This window comes from Komagataeibacter rhaeticus, assembly GCF_011611525.1.
GTDB lineage: Bacteria > Pseudomonadota > Alphaproteobacteria > Acetobacterales > Acetobacteraceae > Komagataeibacter > Komagataeibacter rhaeticus.
This window is the reverse complement of the sequence record NZ_CP050139.1, coordinates 3266610-3281826: the sequence shown is the minus strand read 5'-3', so window position 1 is coordinate 3281826 and position 15217 is coordinate 3266610. Positions and strand designations below refer to the sequence as shown.

The following is a 15217-nucleotide window of genomic DNA, read 5'->3' as shown; positions in this document are numbered from 1 at the left end:
GGCATGGCATCCGCCACGATCACAGACGCCGCAGACCCAACGGATCTGGTGACACGCCCAACCCTGCTCGTAGCCATCGGGCGCCAGCGGGTGGGAAAGACGACATTCCTCAAATCACTGGCCGAGATCACGGCCCAGCAGGGAGGCAGACCGGAGATCTGGAACACGGATTCCATGAACCGCTCGCATACGCTTTCATCGCTTGGTCCGCAGGTTCTGGAAGCGGACAGCATGTCCCCGACCGGGCAGGCTGCCTGGCTCGAAGGGCAGATCGAGAAACTGGTTGAATCCCGCCATGATGCGATCCTCGACATCGGGGGAGGATGGACTGCGATGCACGAACTGATCCGCTCATCTCCCCTTGTCGCGGCGCTGGACGAGCTCGGGGTCTCGCTTGTGACGATCTTCATGATCGGTATGGAGAATGCGGACATCGACTATCTGCAGGACCTTCAGGAGCAGCATGGCTTCCTGCCGCCCCGCACGGCTATTGTCATAAATGAGGGCCTGCTTCCCGTCGGTATCGACACACCTCAGGCGGTAAGCCAGATCCTCGAAAACGAAGCGGTGCTCAACGCTCTGGACCGAGGCGCCGCGCACGGTGTGTTCCCCGCGATCAACGGGCTGAAGAAAATCGCGGATCGTGGGCAGTCGTTCATGGATTTTGCTGCGAACAAGCCGGTTCCCGGACAGCCGAAAAGCTCGGTCTTCGACAGGCTGAGGGTCAATCGCTGGCTCAAACGGGACGTGCCCCTCTTCCTGCGCGACCTCGGAGCGGACTATCTGCCCCGGATGCCAAAGGGACTGCCCGACGTGGTGATGGAGAATGTCTGATGGCAGCCCAGGGCGACATCGAGGCGGCAGACCGTGAATTCGCGATCCGAATGGAGAACCTGCGCCGGGTCGCCGCCCAGTGGGTCGAGCGTCCGATCGCGCCCGAAGTCGAAGTCCTTTCGGCGCTGGTCGCAGCGATAGACCAGATCGGCACCCTCTGCATTGAAGCCAGGCGCGCCTCCATCCGCTCCGTTGCCGAGAGCAGGCTGGTGGCGGAACAGCAGCGCGAAACCCTGGCGCAGGACACGATCGCCATCCGCAGCCACCTCAGGGACGGCATTGAAGCGGTGCACACGCTGCGCACCATCAACGAAAAACTGGTCGAGAAGAAACTCCTCGCGATCACCGCGGATATGACGAAAGGATTAAGGGGGGCCATCGAGAGCCAGGCCACGGCCATGACCAGACGGTACAACCTGCAGACGGCCTTTCGCATCCTGGGATACAGTTCCATCGTCCTGATAGCGGGATTTGCGCTCGGACGGATGCCCTGAGCCTGTCCACAACGGACACGCTCAGGGCCAGAACTGAAACGCCGTACGAAGTACTGACACAGGTCGCATGATGCTGGCCGATCCTGTCCGCCTCACAACAGGAGGCCAAGGTGATCCGGCTCCCCTTTCCATGCCGCCGCACGACGCAAGCGACCGTGATCCTTGTAACGTGCGGCCTCGTCGCGCCGCCGATCGGGCACGCACAAACCGTAAACGTGCCGGGCGGGCTCCCGACACATGTCAACGCAACCTATCAGGAACCGGGGCTCGGTGGCTGGACCCCGGACACGACGGGCACAGCCCAGGCCACCAGCGGAAGCGGCGCCGTCACCCAGACAACGACAGCAGGCACGTCCGACAGCGATGCGCTCGAAACCCTATACCAGCAGTCATGGGGCTATGCGGCAGCCCAGAACGCCGAGGCGCTGGGCGTCAATCCATCGGCGCTTGCCGCGACCTGCGTGGTGGAATCCGGCTGCCAGAACCTCTACACGGCCGGAAACGGCAGTACGATCACCGGCGCGTTCCAGATGAGCAACGGGACCTACAGCCAGACCCTTGGAGAGGCACTGGCCGCAGACCCATCGCTGGCCTCATCCATCACCAGCGGCACGGCGGGCCAGCAGGACCCGGCGACACAGGCGGTGGCTGCAGCGCAGTATCTCAAGGATGCCGCAACCAGCCTGCAGCAGAGTGGCATCAGTAACCCGACGGCCCTTGATGCCCGGGCCTATTATAACTTTGGCCCAAGCGCGGGTGCAGAAATCGCGACGGCCGACGACAGCAGCCTCATGTCGTCCTACATATCGAGCACGGCAATGTCGGGGAACAATATCAGTTCAACCACCACGGTCGGCCAATGGCGCGCGGCGGTCGCAGCAAAAATGGGCAGTGCTGCGTCCAGTTCGATCCTGACCGGCTGACGAGGAGTCCAGCATGAGGTTTTCCCACCGGGCCGCGATCCTTGCGGCCCTCACCTGCAGCATCAGCCATCCGGCCTTCGCGCTGCACAGAACCCCGGTCCGTGCGCTCGACGGGTACAGATGCATGGCCCTTGATGCGCCGGCACGGGTCATGATGGATTTCAGGCATCCGATCCCGCTGCAGAGCGAACCACGGGACGGTGCCCCGAGCATTGCTCCTGCGCTGGCGGTACTCCCGATCGCCACGGACGCACCGCCCACGAACGGCTACGTCCGGAGCATGAATCTCGCATTGCGTCCCGGCTGGGTCTCGACAAGATGGCTGAAACCCTACGACGCGGTCCATCCCGGCATGACCTGCACGCCCTATGTCATGAATGACGGCAAGCTTGGCTTCGTGTTCGGCAGGGCGACACAGTAGGTTTGTCATCTCCACAGTCCGGCATGCTGCATGGCCTACATTGTTTTCCCCGGGAGCGGATCAGGGAAGACCGCTGCCCGCCGGGAGGGCCGCGAGGTGCCCGGGTCAAGCCTGAGGGCATGCCCCTGAGGTGGACCGGGTTGCCCGGAGCGCGGGGCACCGCCCTGCGTTCCGGGCGGCCCTGTTCACTGAAAGGGGCGTGTCCTCACCGCGCGAAGCGCGGCGCGCAGCGGGCTTGAGGCGGGCGCCTCGCGGCGACATGCTGGTTTCAGGGCATTTTTTTACAAGCACGATGGCGACGCCGGACACCAGAAGCAGGAACCCGGTTTCCGGGCTCCTGCGGCGTGGTCTCTCAAGGCGTTGGATCGTCGGGCCACCAGGGGTCGGGGGCGTCCGCGATCTCGCGCGCTTTCGCTTCGGCTGCGGCGATGGCTGCGGCCCTTGCGGCCGTGGTCGCCTCCCGCCATGCGTCGATGCCGTGGTCGGCAATAAAGTCATGGGCGCCGTCATCTTCGGGGTGCGGCATTTCCGGGCCGTGATAAAAAGGATTGCGATGCCAGACGTCCCGGTCTGTCAGGACCCAGGCGTGGTGGGGCGCAGCACGCGAAAGCGCAAGGGCTTCGTCGCGGTCTGCCATGGATTCATATTCGCTCATGCGGGTCGATCCTTGCGGAAAGGTACTTTGCCGTGGGTGGCCGGACCCGCCGTGGGTCCGACCGGGTCGGTCAGAAGCCGAGGGCGTCCATCTCGGCAGCTGCGGCCCGCTGGTCGATGGTGCGGGCGTTGCTGGCCGTGTAGGGCTTCCACGGGGTGCCGATCATGTCCTCGTAGGCCGCAAGGGCCCCGCGGGCGGACGCGACCAGAGCGGCGGCCTTGATCCCCTGCTCGGCTGCGAAGCGGCGGGCGTTGGCCGCCCTGTTTTCCAGCCCGTCGACGCCCATCCGGTCCTCTTCGCGATACTCGTTGAACTGTGAGGACAGTTCGCGGGCCTGCGCGCGCTTGGCGTCATAGAACTGGGCGGCCCCGAAGGCGGACGCGACAGCGGCACCCGCCATGCGCTGGAGGTGCATTTCCAGCCCCTTGTCGTTCTGCTCGCCGTTCCATGTGGTCACGACCAGCACGGGCGAGAGGCTGCGGGCGATGACGGTGAAAGCCTGCCGGGCCGTTTCCGCGAGGGCGTCGGCGTCGAAGTCCTCAAGGCCGAAATGGGAAACGATCTTGGTGATCTGGTCGGGAACGGGGATCAGGGCTTCGGCGGCCTCGATGGTGATGACAGGCGCGCGCCGGGCCGCTTCCTCGAAACGGCGGGCAGCGGGGGCCTTCTGGCCCGATTTTGCCTTGCTGGCGGCTTTCTTCTCTTGCGCGGAAGCAAGGGCGGCGGTCATTGTGTTGGTAGCGTTGGACATGAAACCTAACCTTTCTGTCTGGCGTCAGCCCTGTCCGGTGTTCGAGCACCGGGCGGGGCGTCTGTGGCGGGAACCATTTCCCTCTCCACAAATAAAGAATAGTACAGACAGAATATAAATGCAATAAAAAAGACAATATATTAGAAGTAAATATTAGTTTACTATTGTTTTTATTACGTTTATTTCCTTATGCCCAATTTTATTAATCACAGTGTTATTATGTATTACATAAGTATTGATCCTGCAGAACCCCAGGGCGAGCGGTCGAACCGTTGCGCGAAAGCGTGGAGACCCCGCAGGGGGCTCCAGTGAGGTTAGCGGCGCAGCCGCTTAGCGAACCAGAGTGAGAGAACCCCGAAGGGGCCGCCCCTGATTTTCTTTTTTTTCCTGCTGAACTGAGATGTTTCCCGGACCAGGTCTTTCGGGAAAGGAAACTGTCTCCAGATGCCCTGGGCTTACGCCGCGTTTTGCGGGCATGCGCTGCAGGGACACAGATCCAGTTCATCTGTGACCCGCGACATGACTTCAGATACTCTTGATGAAACCGGAAGGCGTGCCTTTGGCAGGATCGACAAACACCACGTCATCCGGTGCCCGGCGCGGTGTGTCGATGGCAAGAAAAATGACAGGATCACGCAGGATACGCGGCACCGCATGTACCGCACGCCGCGGAAAGACCAGCAGGTGCCCGGGGACAAACGGCGCTTCCTCAGCCGGGTCATCAATCCAGAATGTCCCTTCTCCGGAAAGCACATGGAGGACTTCATCACACTGGGTATGATAATGCGGCGGCACGTCCCGATAGATCCGGAACACCCTGATACTGGCTTCCGGCCTGTCGGTCAGATAGGTATCCAGCAGCATCGTATCCGCGGTTTGCGGGAACGCTGCCACAATCCTGTTGAGATCGAACCGTCCACCGGTACGGTTCAGGGTCATCAGGTGCTCTTCATCAGTCATGAGGCCTGTTCTCCGCCCATGTTCCACACCATGTCTCGACGAGCGCTTTCATGATCTTCTCCATTTCAGCCAGGAAAACCTTCGAGCACGATCTTGCCCTTTGCCTGACCGCTCTCGATCAGGGCATGGGCCTGCCGCAGGTTCGCCGCCGTGATCAGGCCGAGGTTCCTGCCGAGCGTGGTGCGGATACGCCCGTCATCCACAAGGCGTGAGACTTTGTTGAGAATCTCGCCTTGCCTGCCCATGTCGGCTGTGCCGAACAGCGGACGGGTGAACATCAGCTCCCAATGCAGCGACAGGCTTTTCTTCTTCAGCGGCAGGGCGTCGAGCGCGGCCGGGTCATCAATCAGGCCGAAATGCCCCTGGGGCGCGATCAGCGCGACAATCTCTGGCATATGCCGATCCGTCTGCGTCGTGGAAAAGACGAAGCCGGGTGCACCGGTCGGAAGGGCCGCGACCTGCGCGGCAAGCGGCCTGCTGTGGTCCACCACATGATCTGCCCCGAGGGACGTCACCCAGTCGCGCGTTTCTGGCCGGGAGGCGGTGGCGATGACCGTGACATCGGTCAGGACCCGGGCCAGCTGGATGGCGATGGAGCTGACCCCGCCCGCACCCCCGATAATCAGCACGGCCGGCTTCACGCCAGGGACTGGCCGACGGATATCCAGGCGATCGAACAGCATCTCCCAGGCGGTGATCGCTGTCAGCGGCAGGGCCGCGGCTTCAGCCCAGTTCAGGGAACGGGGCTTACGGCCGACAATCCGCTCGTCGACCAGGTGGAATTCGGCATCGGTTCCCGGGCGATCGAGCGCGCCTGCGTAGAAAACCTCATCCCCGATGGCAAAATCCGTGACTTCAGGTCCGGTGCCGACAACGATCCCGGCGGCGTCCCAACCCAGAACCCGCCACTGACCCGCGTCCGGCGTGGCGCTGCGACGGACTTTTGTATCGACCGGATTGACCGACACAGCCCTGATTTCCACCAGGAGATCCCGCCCTGAAGGGACCGGCTTCGGCAGATCGATATCCTGAAGGGACGCGGGATTATCGATCGGGAAAGGCGTCTGGTAACCGACGGCGCGCATGATGTCTGCTCCTGTGTTGATGAAGGAGAACAGTGAGCATTATGCTGGGTTCGGACAAGAACGCACTTTTAACGCCCATAGTATCGGAAATGATACCGTCATGGCCCGTATCCGGCATAAATCACTTGATTGCAGTCCCGGCTGTGCCGTTGAAGCGACGCTTCAGCTGATCGACGGGAAATGGAAAGGGGTGATCCTCTACCACCTGCTTGAGGGAACCCTGCGCTTTAACGAAATCCGCAGGCGCCTGCCCAATATCACCCAGCGCATGCTGACGGCGCAGCTTCGCGAACTGGAACAGGACGGGTTTGTGCTGAGGACAGTCTACGCCGAGGTGCCCCCGAAGGTGGAATACAGCCTGACGCCGCGGGGACGGACCCTGGAGCCGGTCATCATGGCTCTCAAGAAATGGGGGGACGAGAATACCGGGTTCAGGCGGGATCCTGAATCCCCTGCGAAACTGGACGAGCCTGCCGCCGATTGTCCGGTCTCCTGCGTTCAGGCTGGCGGTTGAGCAGGCACTGTTGGTGATCCGCATCCACGTTGCGGACATGCACCCGGACTCTCACCCGGAACATACGCGGTTCCCGGTATTTCTCCTGCCCCAGTCGCATGACAGACATATATACGGCACACGCTATCGGGCCATGGAACCACAGGGGGAGACTGCGTGGTAAGACTTCGACGTCATCGCGTGAAGCCTCCCGGCAGCTGCCGCCTGACGGCCCATGAGGCGCAGGTCTGGCGGTCCTTTCGCGCCGCCATCCAGGGCGAGAAAGGAGAGAGCGCCGTAGCCCACGTGCTCGACCGGAGCGGCCTGGCCGTGCTGCACGACGCCATACTGCCGGCGGGTGACGGCAGGACGACCCAGATTGACCACCTGTTCCTCAGCCCGCGGGGCATCCATGTCGTGGAGACAAAGCGGTATGGCGGCGAACTGACCGGACACCCGGAAGATGAACGGTGGCGACAGCGTTTTGCTGGCGAGGCGCCCGACGCCCCGCCCCGGCTGATTTACAGCCCGGTGATGCAGAATGCCGCCCATTGCCGGGCCGTCTACGCGCTGGCCCGCCTCGTGGACCCGACCATCCAGGTCTTCAGCCACGTCGTGATGACGGGAACTGCGGTCCTGTCACCGGCGCTTGTCGCCTGCACCCTTTCCCTTTCCGAGTTGGAAACCCTGCTGCACGATCTTGAGCGCAACGTGCCGCAGGGCACACTGATTAACGCATGGCGGCGCATCGGGCTGGTCTGCCATGCCAGCGGGCATCAGTAAGCGGCCTCCCTGTCGAGAAAATCGAGCAGTTCCGCGATTTCCCCGGTTGAAAGCATGCGCCCGCGACAGGCCTCGCTATCGCGGGGAAAATCGAGCGGCTCACCACCATGGTCACGGTTGCCGGCACTGATCCAGAGTACCCGCTCCGGCTCCTCGGGATCATAATCGAGGCGAACCCCAAGGCCATCTCCAAGGTCGATGAAATCGGAGAACAGGTCGTCCTCACACCGAAGCGGAAGCGTGCCGATTTCCACACCGATCCATCTGTCGGGAAATCTGGCCCGGAGAAGGTCGGCGAGCTGGCGCGTATGCAGCCTGAGATCCGTCGGATCCCGGACGGGCGGCGGTGGCTCCAAGGGCTGCAGGAAACCCGCCTCGTCATCATCCCAGTCATCGGGATCAATCGGCGGCACCGGCTTTTTCGCCATAAAGCAGACGTCCCTCGACCAAAAGAAAAGCAATTTAAGACCGAATCGTCGGACGGAACCAGCCTGTTTGGTGCAATGCCCCGGCCGCGCGAACGCATGTCGCCGCTGCCGGAGCATGCATTGTCCGCATTCACAAGCCAAGCGCATTCAGTTCCTGATCAACCTGCCTCCAATGACCGTCAGACTGACGTGGTTCGTTCCTGCCGTGATTCCAGCTGCTGATCCGGTTCTCAAGTGGAATTTCGTCAATGAACCGGCTCGGACACGAAGAGCCGCCCTGGCGATAATCACAGAACGTGATCGTGGCCTGCTCCATAGCCCGGGTCAGCGCCACATAGGCAAGGCGACGCTCCTCTTCGGAATTGCGCGACATCGCACCGGGGAAAATCGCCTCTTCCCACGCAGGAAGAAAGACGTGACGGAATTCCAGTCCTTTCGACCGGTGCATGGTCATGAGCTGAACGCGATCACGCCCTTTTTCTCCAGGTGCTCCGCCTGCCAGTGCCGCATGTTCGAGGAGGTGTTCCACGCGCCGGAAACCCTGGGCCAGTTCGATCAGTTCCGCGAGGTTTTCGCGCTGGGTTGCCGCTTCATCCGAATCATCAGCCCGCAGCATGTCCAGATACCCTGTTGCCTCGAGCAGGCCGGTAAGGCGCTCCCCAAGGCTTTCCCCTTCCCGACATCCGATCTGTCTGAGAATCTGGACGAATCCCTGCAGCGCCACGGCACATCTCGGGGACAGACGGGTCCGTGTGGCCGCCGCGCATAGCGACTGACCACCCGCCGAAGCCTCTATCTCGATTTTCCCCAGGCCCCTGGCACCAAGGCCCCGCGGGGGCCGGTTGGCCATCCGCCGAAAGGCTTCGTCCGACCTGCGCTCATCGGGCCATGCGCAAAGCGTCAGCAGGGCCAGAGCGTCCTTGACAGCGGTACGCCGATAGAAACCCACATCCCCGATGATCTCGTAGGGAACACGAGCGTGGAGCAATGCTTCCTCCAGCGTTCGGGAGAGCCGGTTCTGGCGGTAAATGATAGCCATGTCATGCCAGGCGACGCCGGTCGCTGCGCGACGGCCAATCTCCCGGACGATCGCCGCAGCTTCCTCGGTGGCGTAGGAGAACCCCAGAACCTCGATCGGGAGGCCCTCGCCCCGACGTGTAAACAGTGTCTTTTCGATCCGCGACGGGTCAAATGAAATCACCGCATTCGACGCATCAAGAATATTGCTGGTGGAACGGAAGTTCTCCTCGAGCTTGAACGTCTTCACAGCAGGAAACTCACGCGGGAAGTTCCGCAGGAAGCCGACTTTCGCCCCCCGCCAGGAATTTATGTGGAATACAATTTCACAACCTCAAAAAAGCAATTTTAAGGTTTCTTTAGGCGGGATATATGACCTGTACCTGACGTACCCACCAGCCAGTCTCTCAGTTTTGACCAACGTAGCCTTCCGCCCTGATTTCGCACAGCTATGGCCAGAGCCTTCTTCTGTCCCACAAGCACGACCAGCTTCCGGCCCCGTGTCACGCCGGTATAGAGCAGGTTCCGCGCCAGCATGGCGTAATGCTGCGTCACCAGCGGAATCACCACCGCCGGGTATTCCGAGCCCTGGCTCTTGTGGATGGTGGTGGCGTAGGCCGGCACCAGTTCGTCCAACTCGCCGAAGCCATAAACGACATCCCGTCCATCGAATGAGACCGTCAGTTCGCCCTCTTCCACATCGATCCTGCCGATAACGCCGAGGTCTCCATTGAAGACATCCCGGTCATAATCGTTGGCGATCTGCATCACCTTGTCGCCCGGACCATAGGTCCAGCCGAACCGCTCGACCTTCACCTCGTCCGGCGGGTTCAGCGCCTGCTGCAATTCGATATTCAGCGACCGCGCCCCAAGGCCACCCCGGTTCATCGGGCAAAGCACCTGCACGTCGCGAACCGGGTCCAGCCCGAACCGCGCCGGGATGCGATCCCTCACCACGGCCAGCAACTTGCGCAGCCCGACCTCGGGCTCGGCCGCCTCCACGAAGTAGAAATCCGATCCCTCTTCCGCGCTCAGTTCGGGCATCCTGCCCTCGTTGATCCGATGCGCATTGGTGATGATCCGGCTCTGTGCCGCCTGGCGGAACACCTCGGTCAGGCGCACCACAGGGACAGCATCGGAGCCGATGATGTCGGCCAGCACCTGCCCCGGTCCGACAGAAGGCAACTGGTCCACGTCGCCGACGATCAGCAGAGCCGCGCTGTCAGGTAACGCGCGCAGCAGGGAGCGCATCAGCAGCACGTCGACCATGCTGGCCTCGTCCACGACCAGCAGGTCGCAGGTCAGCGGGTTGGTATCGTCCCGCTTGAAGGTGCCATTGCCCGGATCCGTCTCCAGCAGTCTATGGATGGTCTTGCCTTCCAGCCCCGTGCTTTCCGACAGGCGCTTCGCCGCCCGGCCGGTCGGCGCGCAAAGTTGCACGTCTGTGCCCTTGGCAGTCACGATCTTCAGAATGGCGTTGACCAGCGTGGTCTTGCCCACGCCAGGACCACCCGTGATCACCAGCACCTTGCTACGCAGTGCAAGGCGCACCGCTTCCTGCTGGCTGGGCGCCATGGCAAGTCCGGTCTTGCCTTCCACCCAAGTCATGGCCTTTTCAGCATCGATCTCCGGCCAGGGCGGCCGACCCACGGCGCAGGCGCGCAATCGCTCGGCGATGCTCTGCTCCGCACGATACAGGCCGGCAAGGAAGATGCAACTCGTCTCTCCCACGCTATCAGCGACCACGTCTCCCGCTTCCAGCTCCAGCGCGAGGGCTGTTTCGATCAGAGGGGCGGCGACCTCCAGCAGTTCGGCGGTGCTGGTCAGGAGTTCACCGACCGGGAGGCCGCAATGCCCTTCATCCATCGCCTCACCAAGGGCATAGGAGATCCCGGCCCTCACCCGGATCATGGCATCAGGCGCGATCCCCATCTTCCGGGCGATCTGGTCGGCGGTCTTGAACCCGATGCCCCGGATGTCCTTCGCCAACCGATAGGGGTTCTCGCTGATCAGTCTGACCGCATCCTGCCCGTAGGTCTTGAAGATCCGTACCGCCAGCGACGTGCCGACGCCGTTGCTGTGCAGGAACAGCATGATCTCGCGGATCACCTTCTGGTCTGCCCAGCCACCGACAATCCGTTCGGCCCGCTTGGGACCAATGCCTGTCACTTCCCGCAGGCGATGCGGTTCCTGCTCGATCAGGTCGAACACGGCCTCGCCGAACGCTTTCACCAGTTTTTTGGCATAGACGGGACCAATGCCCCGGATCATGCCCGAGCCGAGATAGCGCTCTATGCCTTCGACCGTGGTCGGCGGACTGGCCTTGAGGAACTCCGCCTTGAACTGCAAGCCGTGGGTGTGGTCGTTGAACCAGCGCCCCGACATCTGCACGAACTCACCCGCCGAGATCATGGCGGCATGGCCGACAACAGTGACCAGATCGCGCTGCCCCCGCACCTTCACCCGCAGGACGCAGAAGCCGTTCTCGGCGTTGTGGAACGTCACCCGCTCCACGAGGCCGGCCAGCGCTTCCGTTTGGCATTGTTCTCCAACCACGGCACTGGTCATTCTGATTCTGTGAACGGAGAAGACACTTGGGAACCGCATGTTGCCGAAATTTCGCCAGGCGTTCGGCCATCCAGCGCTGGCTTATCTCGAAGCTTGTTTAACATTCCCTCCAATGCTTCAACGTCTCCGGACACGGCATCCCGTTCCTCTGGGCTTAACCAGACCTCTTCCAGTAAACGATTGGCTGCTTGCTGAGCGGCCAGGACAACGCCCTTGGCGCTTGGCTTCGGAATATTGAAATAACAGCGTGCGCATGCCATGCGATGCGGACAAGTGCTCCAAAACGCATTGCTACAGTAAGAATCACCTAAATCGTAATACTTCCAAGGTGCTCCATCCTTCGTTGCGCCTGCCGCAATAACCTCCTTATCAATAACAATTTCGATCATCCGCGCCGCCTGATCCGCCTTGGCAAACGCACTCGCCAATTGCGTAGGTTTCGACCGAACATAGCTCATCGTCGATTGAACGGACGTATGGCCGCACCATTTTGCCAAATCGAATATTGTCATTCTGAGGTGGACCCGTCCGTTCGGACAGTTTTGTGGGCTTGATAAGCTATACCCGGACCATACTCTTCTGCCATCTGTGCAAACATCTCGCGCGCCAGGGAGGGAAGGATACCCGTCGCCACCCTGGCAGAGCCGTTCGGGCATGCGCGCAGGCCTGCATATATCTGGACAAAGCCTGCAGCCCGTGATGCCGTCTGCCCGGGTGAGCCCAAAGGATTCACGCTGGTTCACAAGGACAGCCCCGGTGATGAACCTGAACGTGGTCCAGCGGGCTTGCCCACAGGTTCAGACGGCGCAGGCAATGACGGAGCCGAAACCTGCGGCGGCCGCTCCGTGCCGTACGCCTCGGCCTGACCCAGCCATGACGGAGAGACCGTCTCCGGCTGCGCTTTCGCCCCTGAACCCAGAACTTCGGACAGGCGGCACAAGGGCGCAACGGGAACAGAACCTGCCTGCATTCCTTCCGTGCGGGTCCTCAGTACCGCATTCCAGTCCTCTCCCGGCCCCTTCGGAGATATCCGTCCCGACCAGAGACCGACGTCCTGTGCCATCGCAGCGAATTTCCCGGCATAACGATCCCCCTGCAGGTCGTTATCAACGGCAACAACCAGTCGCGCTTCAGGCTGGACGGCGACCTGCATCATGACCCGTTTCAGGTTCGCTTCGCTCTCTGGGCTCATGCCGCCACCTGTCGAGGTATAGAGCGTTCCTTTCTGGAAGCGATCGAGTGCTGCAAAGGACAATGCGTCAATGGCCGCCTCGGTGACGACAAGGCGCGTCACGGGTGCTTCTCCCCCGTCGGCCCGGAAACCGAAGAGACGCTTGCCAACCCCGCCCGTCGAAAACCCCTTGTAATCCGGCCCCCGCATTTCCATGCCGGTGAACTGCCCGTCCGCATCCCGGTGGCCGAACCAGGCAGTTCCGTGCGGGCCTTCCTTCAGCGCCCCCTGCTGTCCGGCAATCGCGACAATATGGTCGGGCAACCCACGGATCTCCGTCAGATAGCGCCATGCAACCGTCCCCTGCCCGGGTGCGGTGCGACGGTTCCACAGTTCAGCGGGATCGCGCCGCGGTCTGTCACCCGCTCCCTTCGTACGCTCGACAACTTCGAGCGTCGGGCTCCTGCCGATCAGGGCGCGAAGTTCCTGCCTGACATGACCGAGGTTCTTCGAGGGATCGAGATACTGGACAAGCTTGAAGACATCGCCCTTGCCGTCGCCCTTGGGGTCCCACCAGCCCTTGCCATCGTGATTGACAATAATGGCCTCACTATCACGGCGAAATTTCAGGTTACGTGCGGAACGCTGCGCGGTGGCCTGCCGATCCAGCCGGAACCCGGCTTTCTCCAGAACAACGGCGCAGTTTACAGCATTGCGAAGCTCATCAAGTTCTCTTTGCTGTGCTTCCGGGGAAGATGTGTAAGCCATGAGAGACACTCCTTCACGAACAGCATGGGTTGTGTTTCAGACCGCTCCGGTATTTACGGTGAGTATTTGAGATGATCGTGCGGAAACATCCGACAACCTCTGTATGGTTCGTCGAGATATTGCGTCCTGATATTCCGCGTTGAGGGTTTTTATTCTGCGTAACCTGCAAAAGAATACAGGATGCACGAATGGCTGCAGTTTACGCGCGGCAGAAAACGGCATGTGCCCGCGCCACTGCGCGCGCATTACCGGGACCATGGATGAGCGGGCACTCACGACGCCAGATACTCCCTGTGGAGTATCTGGCCTGCGCCCACATCATGCGACTGATAAAAAAATAAGGTTCACGAGCCCGTATAAAGGTCGATAGAGAAACAGGAGAGACACAGTTCATCCCCGATGTGGACGGACGACCGGCGTTCCGGTGTCGGCCGATAGACTTTCCCGATCGCCCATGCCATCAGGTCGGACAGGCCTCACAAGTATTCATGACGGGAACTGGCGCAGCAGAAACCGCACTTTCTTTTCCCTGAACAGGCACAATGCTCCGGGTCATTGACGACCCGGAACATCGCGCGGCCTAAAACGGGATTTCGTCATCCACTTCCTGCGCGTTGGAAGTTGCGGCAGGAACGGGGCGCTGTGCAGCGCTCCGCGAGGGACGCTCTTCATCAAAACGTCCATCGCCCGTGCTTCGACCATTGGCCAGCACCTTCAGGTTTCCATCAAACCGATCAATGATGATCTCGGTCACATAACGGTCCTGTCCCTGCTGATGGGTCCATTTGCGTGTCTCGAGATGGCCTTCGACATAGACCAGCGTTCCCTTCTGGCACCGACGTTCGATCACGGCCGAAAGGTGATCGTTGAAAGAGACGACACGGTGCCACTGGGTTTTTTCCCGGCGCTCGCCGCTCGCGCGATCGGTCCAGGTTTCACTTGTCGCCACGCCGAAGGATGCGATTTTGCCCTCCCCTTCCCTACGTGCGGCAAGCTCCGGATCCCGGCCCAGGTGACCGATGACGATGGCGCGATTGACTGACTGACTCATGGTCTTGTTCCTTTTTTCCTTCCTGGTCGTCTCCGGTTCCTGCCGGGTCTCTGACCTGGTGCGGTCGCGCGGAAGCGGCCTCAGGCGGCGGGCGCAACCCCTCGGGACGGCAGTGGTGCGGAAGCCGCGCATGCGGCTTCACGGTGCCGTCCCGACCGCAGGCCCGGGGGTTGCGCCCGACGACGGCCGCTTCAGACCGCAAAAACCAGGTCAGAAACCCGGCAGGGGCCGAGGTCATGCTTTTTCCCTCTGTATTTTTATTTCTGCTTTATTTTCTTATTTCGCTCATAATCGTGTCATTTATTCTTGTACAATTATGATAATCATCCTAGAATTTCCCTGTCGCTACATTGGGAGTTCATCATGGCCGTGATTACTGCGTCGGAAGGCCGCATCACCCTGAAGGCCGACTTTCATCCCGAACTGGCAATCCAGGCCCGACGTTACAGGGGACTGTTGATTTTCACTGAGAACTGACCCGGGTTTTTCATCAGGAATTGACCCAGATCTCGATGAAAATTTCCGCCCTACCCGGGTCAGTTCTCAGTGAAAATCAACACCACCGTCACCTGAATGGTTTTCAGGCCGGCCCTGACCGCGGCACGCCGGCGGCGATGCCCCGCAACGATCATCAGGCCGCCCGGGGTTTCGCGGACCAGAGGCGGGTGGATGATCCCGACGGCCTTGACGTTCAGCGCCAGCTGGCGCTCTTCCGCCTCGTTGGGCGCGGATTTCCGCGGGTTTTCGGGGTTATCGAGCAGGGTTTTCGGATCGACTTCGCGCAGTTCCATGGTTTTTACTCCGTGTTCTCAGGA

Annotated in this window: 16 protein-coding genes and 1 pseudogene; 6 read left to right on the top strand and 11 right to left on the bottom strand. The window is 61.3% G+C overall.

The window, feature by feature from the left end; all coding sequences use genetic code 11:
• Nucleotides 1–3: 3 nt before the first annotated feature.
• The 4 genes from GWK63_RS15075 to GWK63_RS15060 all read left to right on the top strand — a co-directional run bounded on the left by GWK63_RS15075 (nucleotide 4) and on the right by GWK63_RS15060 (nucleotide 2672).
• Nucleotides 4–834: an FAD-binding oxidoreductase gene (locus GWK63_RS15075; protein ID WP_112210235.1), complete on the top strand. Its 831-nt coding sequence runs from the start codon at nucleotides 4–6 to the stop codon at nucleotides 832–834.
• Nucleotides 834–1328 (top strand): hypothetical protein, encoded by a 495-nt coding sequence (locus GWK63_RS15070; RefSeq protein ID WP_078524628.1) that lies wholly within the window; start codon nucleotides 834–836, stop codon nucleotides 1326–1328. Before GWK63_RS15075 ends, GWK63_RS15070 begins: the two co-directional genes overlap by 1 nt.
• A 110-nt stretch (nucleotides 1329–1438) precedes the next feature.
• Complete coding sequence (locus GWK63_RS15065) at nucleotides 1439–2251, top strand: hypothetical protein (RefSeq protein WP_112210232.1); 813 nt, start codon at nucleotides 1439–1441, stop codon at nucleotides 2249–2251.
• 13 nt (nucleotides 2252–2264) lie between these two features.
• Entirely contained in the window at nucleotides 2265–2672 is a 408-nt protein-coding gene (locus GWK63_RS15060) for a hypothetical protein (RefSeq protein ID WP_112210230.1), read from the top strand.
• A 352-nt stretch (nucleotides 2673–3024) separates the two neighbouring features.
• Here GWK63_RS15060 and GWK63_RS15055 read toward each other — a convergent pair whose 3' ends face one another.
• The 4 genes from GWK63_RS15055 to GWK63_RS15040 form a co-directional block, all read right to left on the bottom strand.
• Complete coding sequence (locus tag GWK63_RS15055) at nucleotides 3025–3327, bottom strand: hypothetical protein (RefSeq protein ID WP_102325775.1); 303 nt, start codon at nucleotides 3325–3327, stop codon at nucleotides 3025–3027.
• A gap of 70 nt (nucleotides 3328–3397) precedes the next feature.
• Nucleotides 3398–4078, bottom strand: coding sequence for a hypothetical protein (locus tag GWK63_RS15050; protein ID WP_010511735.1), 681 nt, complete (start codon nucleotides 4076–4078; stop codon nucleotides 3398–3400).
• A gap of 525 nt (nucleotides 4079–4603) precedes the next feature.
• A complete protein-coding gene (locus tag GWK63_RS15045; RefSeq protein ID WP_112210228.1) occupies nucleotides 4604–5038 on the bottom strand; it encodes a cupin domain-containing protein in 435 nt (144 codons plus the stop codon).
• 65 nt (nucleotides 5039–5103) lie between these two features.
• Nucleotides 5104–6123, bottom strand: coding sequence for a zinc-binding alcohol dehydrogenase family protein (locus GWK63_RS15040; RefSeq protein ID WP_112210226.1), 1020 nt, complete (start codon nucleotides 6121–6123; stop codon nucleotides 5104–5106).
• A 100-nt stretch (nucleotides 6124–6223) separates the two neighbouring features.
• On the opposite strand from GWK63_RS15040, the gene GWK63_RS15035 reads away from it, so the two are divergent.
• Together GWK63_RS15035 and GWK63_RS15030 are read left to right on the top strand one after the other, a co-directional pair.
• The gene (locus GWK63_RS15035; protein WP_171791124.1) at nucleotides 6224–6637 is read left to right on the top strand and encodes a winged helix-turn-helix transcriptional regulator; all 414 of its coding nucleotides are present in this window, start codon (nucleotides 6224–6226) and stop codon (nucleotides 6635–6637) included.
• 156 nt (nucleotides 6638–6793) lie between these two features.
• The gene (locus GWK63_RS15030; RefSeq protein WP_223846565.1) at nucleotides 6794–7399 is read left to right on the top strand and encodes a nuclease-related domain-containing protein; all 606 of its coding nucleotides are present in this window, start codon (nucleotides 6794–6796) and stop codon (nucleotides 7397–7399) included.
• Here the strand turns inward: GWK63_RS15030 and GWK63_RS15025 are convergent.
• The 7 genes and pseudogenes from GWK63_RS15025 to GWK63_RS14995 all read right to left on the bottom strand — a co-directional run.
• On the bottom strand, nucleotides 7393–7827 hold the full coding sequence (locus GWK63_RS15025) for a hypothetical protein (protein ID WP_112210258.1): 435 nt from the start codon (nucleotides 7825–7827) through the stop codon (nucleotides 7393–7395). The two genes, GWK63_RS15030 and GWK63_RS15025, sit on opposite strands and share 7 nt — an antisense overlap.
• 130 nt (nucleotides 7828–7957) lie before the next feature.
• Complete coding sequence (locus GWK63_RS15020) at nucleotides 7958–9094, bottom strand: ATP-dependent helicase (protein ID WP_223846564.1); 1137 nt, start codon at nucleotides 9092–9094, stop codon at nucleotides 7958–7960.
• Nucleotides 9095–9192: 98 nt separating this feature from the next.
• Entirely contained in the window at nucleotides 9193–11412 is a 2220-nt protein-coding gene (gene recD2 / locus GWK63_RS15015; protein WP_112210222.1) for an SF1B family DNA helicase RecD2, read from the bottom strand.
• A complete protein-coding gene (locus GWK63_RS15010) occupies nucleotides 11409–11924 on the bottom strand; it encodes a hypothetical protein (RefSeq protein ID WP_223846563.1) in 516 nt (171 codons plus the stop codon). The genes recD2 and GWK63_RS15010 overlap by 4 nt, the downstream gene beginning before the upstream one ends.
• A 227-nt stretch (nucleotides 11925–12151) precedes the next feature.
• Nucleotides 12152–13351: a DUF3991 and TOPRIM domain-containing protein gene (locus GWK63_RS15005; protein WP_112210221.1), complete on the bottom strand. Its 1200-nt coding sequence runs from the start codon at nucleotides 13349–13351 to the stop codon at nucleotides 12152–12154.
• 580 nt (nucleotides 13352–13931) lie between these two features.
• Nucleotides 13932–14402, bottom strand: coding sequence for a single-stranded DNA-binding protein (gene ssb / locus GWK63_RS15000; protein WP_112210219.1), 471 nt, complete (start codon nucleotides 14400–14402; stop codon nucleotides 13932–13934).
• A gap of 560 nt (nucleotides 14403–14962) precedes the next feature.
• Nucleotides 14963–15193 (bottom strand): annotated as a pseudogene (locus GWK63_RS14995) (ParB N-terminal domain-containing protein); the annotation flags it as partial.
• Nucleotides 15194–15217: the final 24 nt, after the last annotated feature.

What these genes read in the sequence shown, in the direction of transcription:
- ssb (WP_112210219.1), bottom strand. Translation starts at nt 14,402, where the DNA reads ATGAGTCAGTCAGTCAATCGCGCCATCGTCATCGGTCACCTGGGCCGG.
- GWK63_RS15055 (WP_102325775.1), bottom strand. Translation starts at nt 3,327, where the DNA reads ATGAGCGAATATGAATCCATGGCAGACCGCGACGAAGCCCTTGCGCTT.
- recD2 (WP_112210222.1), bottom strand. Translation starts at nt 11,412, where the DNA reads ATGACCAGTGCCGTGGTTGGAGAACAATGCCAAACGGAAGCGCTGGCC.
- GWK63_RS15070 (WP_078524628.1), top strand. Translation starts at nt 834, where the DNA reads ATGGCAGCCCAGGGCGACATCGAGGCGGCAGACCGTGAATTCGCGATC.
- GWK63_RS15035 (WP_171791124.1), top strand. Translation starts at nt 6,224, where the DNA reads ATGGCCCGTATCCGGCATAAATCACTTGATTGCAGTCCCGGCTGTGCC.
- GWK63_RS15040 (WP_112210226.1), bottom strand. Translation starts at nt 6,123, where the DNA reads ATGCGCGCCGTCGGTTACCAGACGCCTTTCCCGATCGATAATCCCGCG.
- GWK63_RS15005 (WP_112210221.1), bottom strand. Translation starts at nt 13,351, where the DNA reads ATGGCTTACACATCTTCCCCGGAAGCACAGCAAAGAGAACTTGATGAG.
- GWK63_RS15060 (WP_112210230.1), top strand. Translation starts at nt 2,265, where the DNA reads ATGAGGTTTTCCCACCGGGCCGCGATCCTTGCGGCCCTCACCTGCAGC.
- GWK63_RS15045 (WP_112210228.1), bottom strand. Translation starts at nt 5,038, where the DNA reads ATGACTGATGAAGAGCACCTGATGACCCTGAACCGTACCGGTGGACGG.
- GWK63_RS15010 (WP_223846563.1), bottom strand. Translation starts at nt 11,924, where the DNA reads ATGACAATATTCGATTTGGCAAAATGGTGCGGCCATACGTCCGTTCAA.
- GWK63_RS15075 (WP_112210235.1), top strand. Translation starts at nt 4, where the DNA reads ATGGCATCCGCCACGATCACAGACGCCGCAGACCCAACGGATCTGGTG.
- GWK63_RS15050 (WP_010511735.1), bottom strand. Translation starts at nt 4,078, where the DNA reads ATGTCCAACGCTACCAACACAATGACCGCCGCCCTTGCTTCCGCGCAA.
- GWK63_RS15025 (WP_112210258.1), bottom strand. Translation starts at nt 7,827, where the DNA reads ATGGCGAAAAAGCCGGTGCCGCCGATTGATCCCGATGACTGGGATGAT.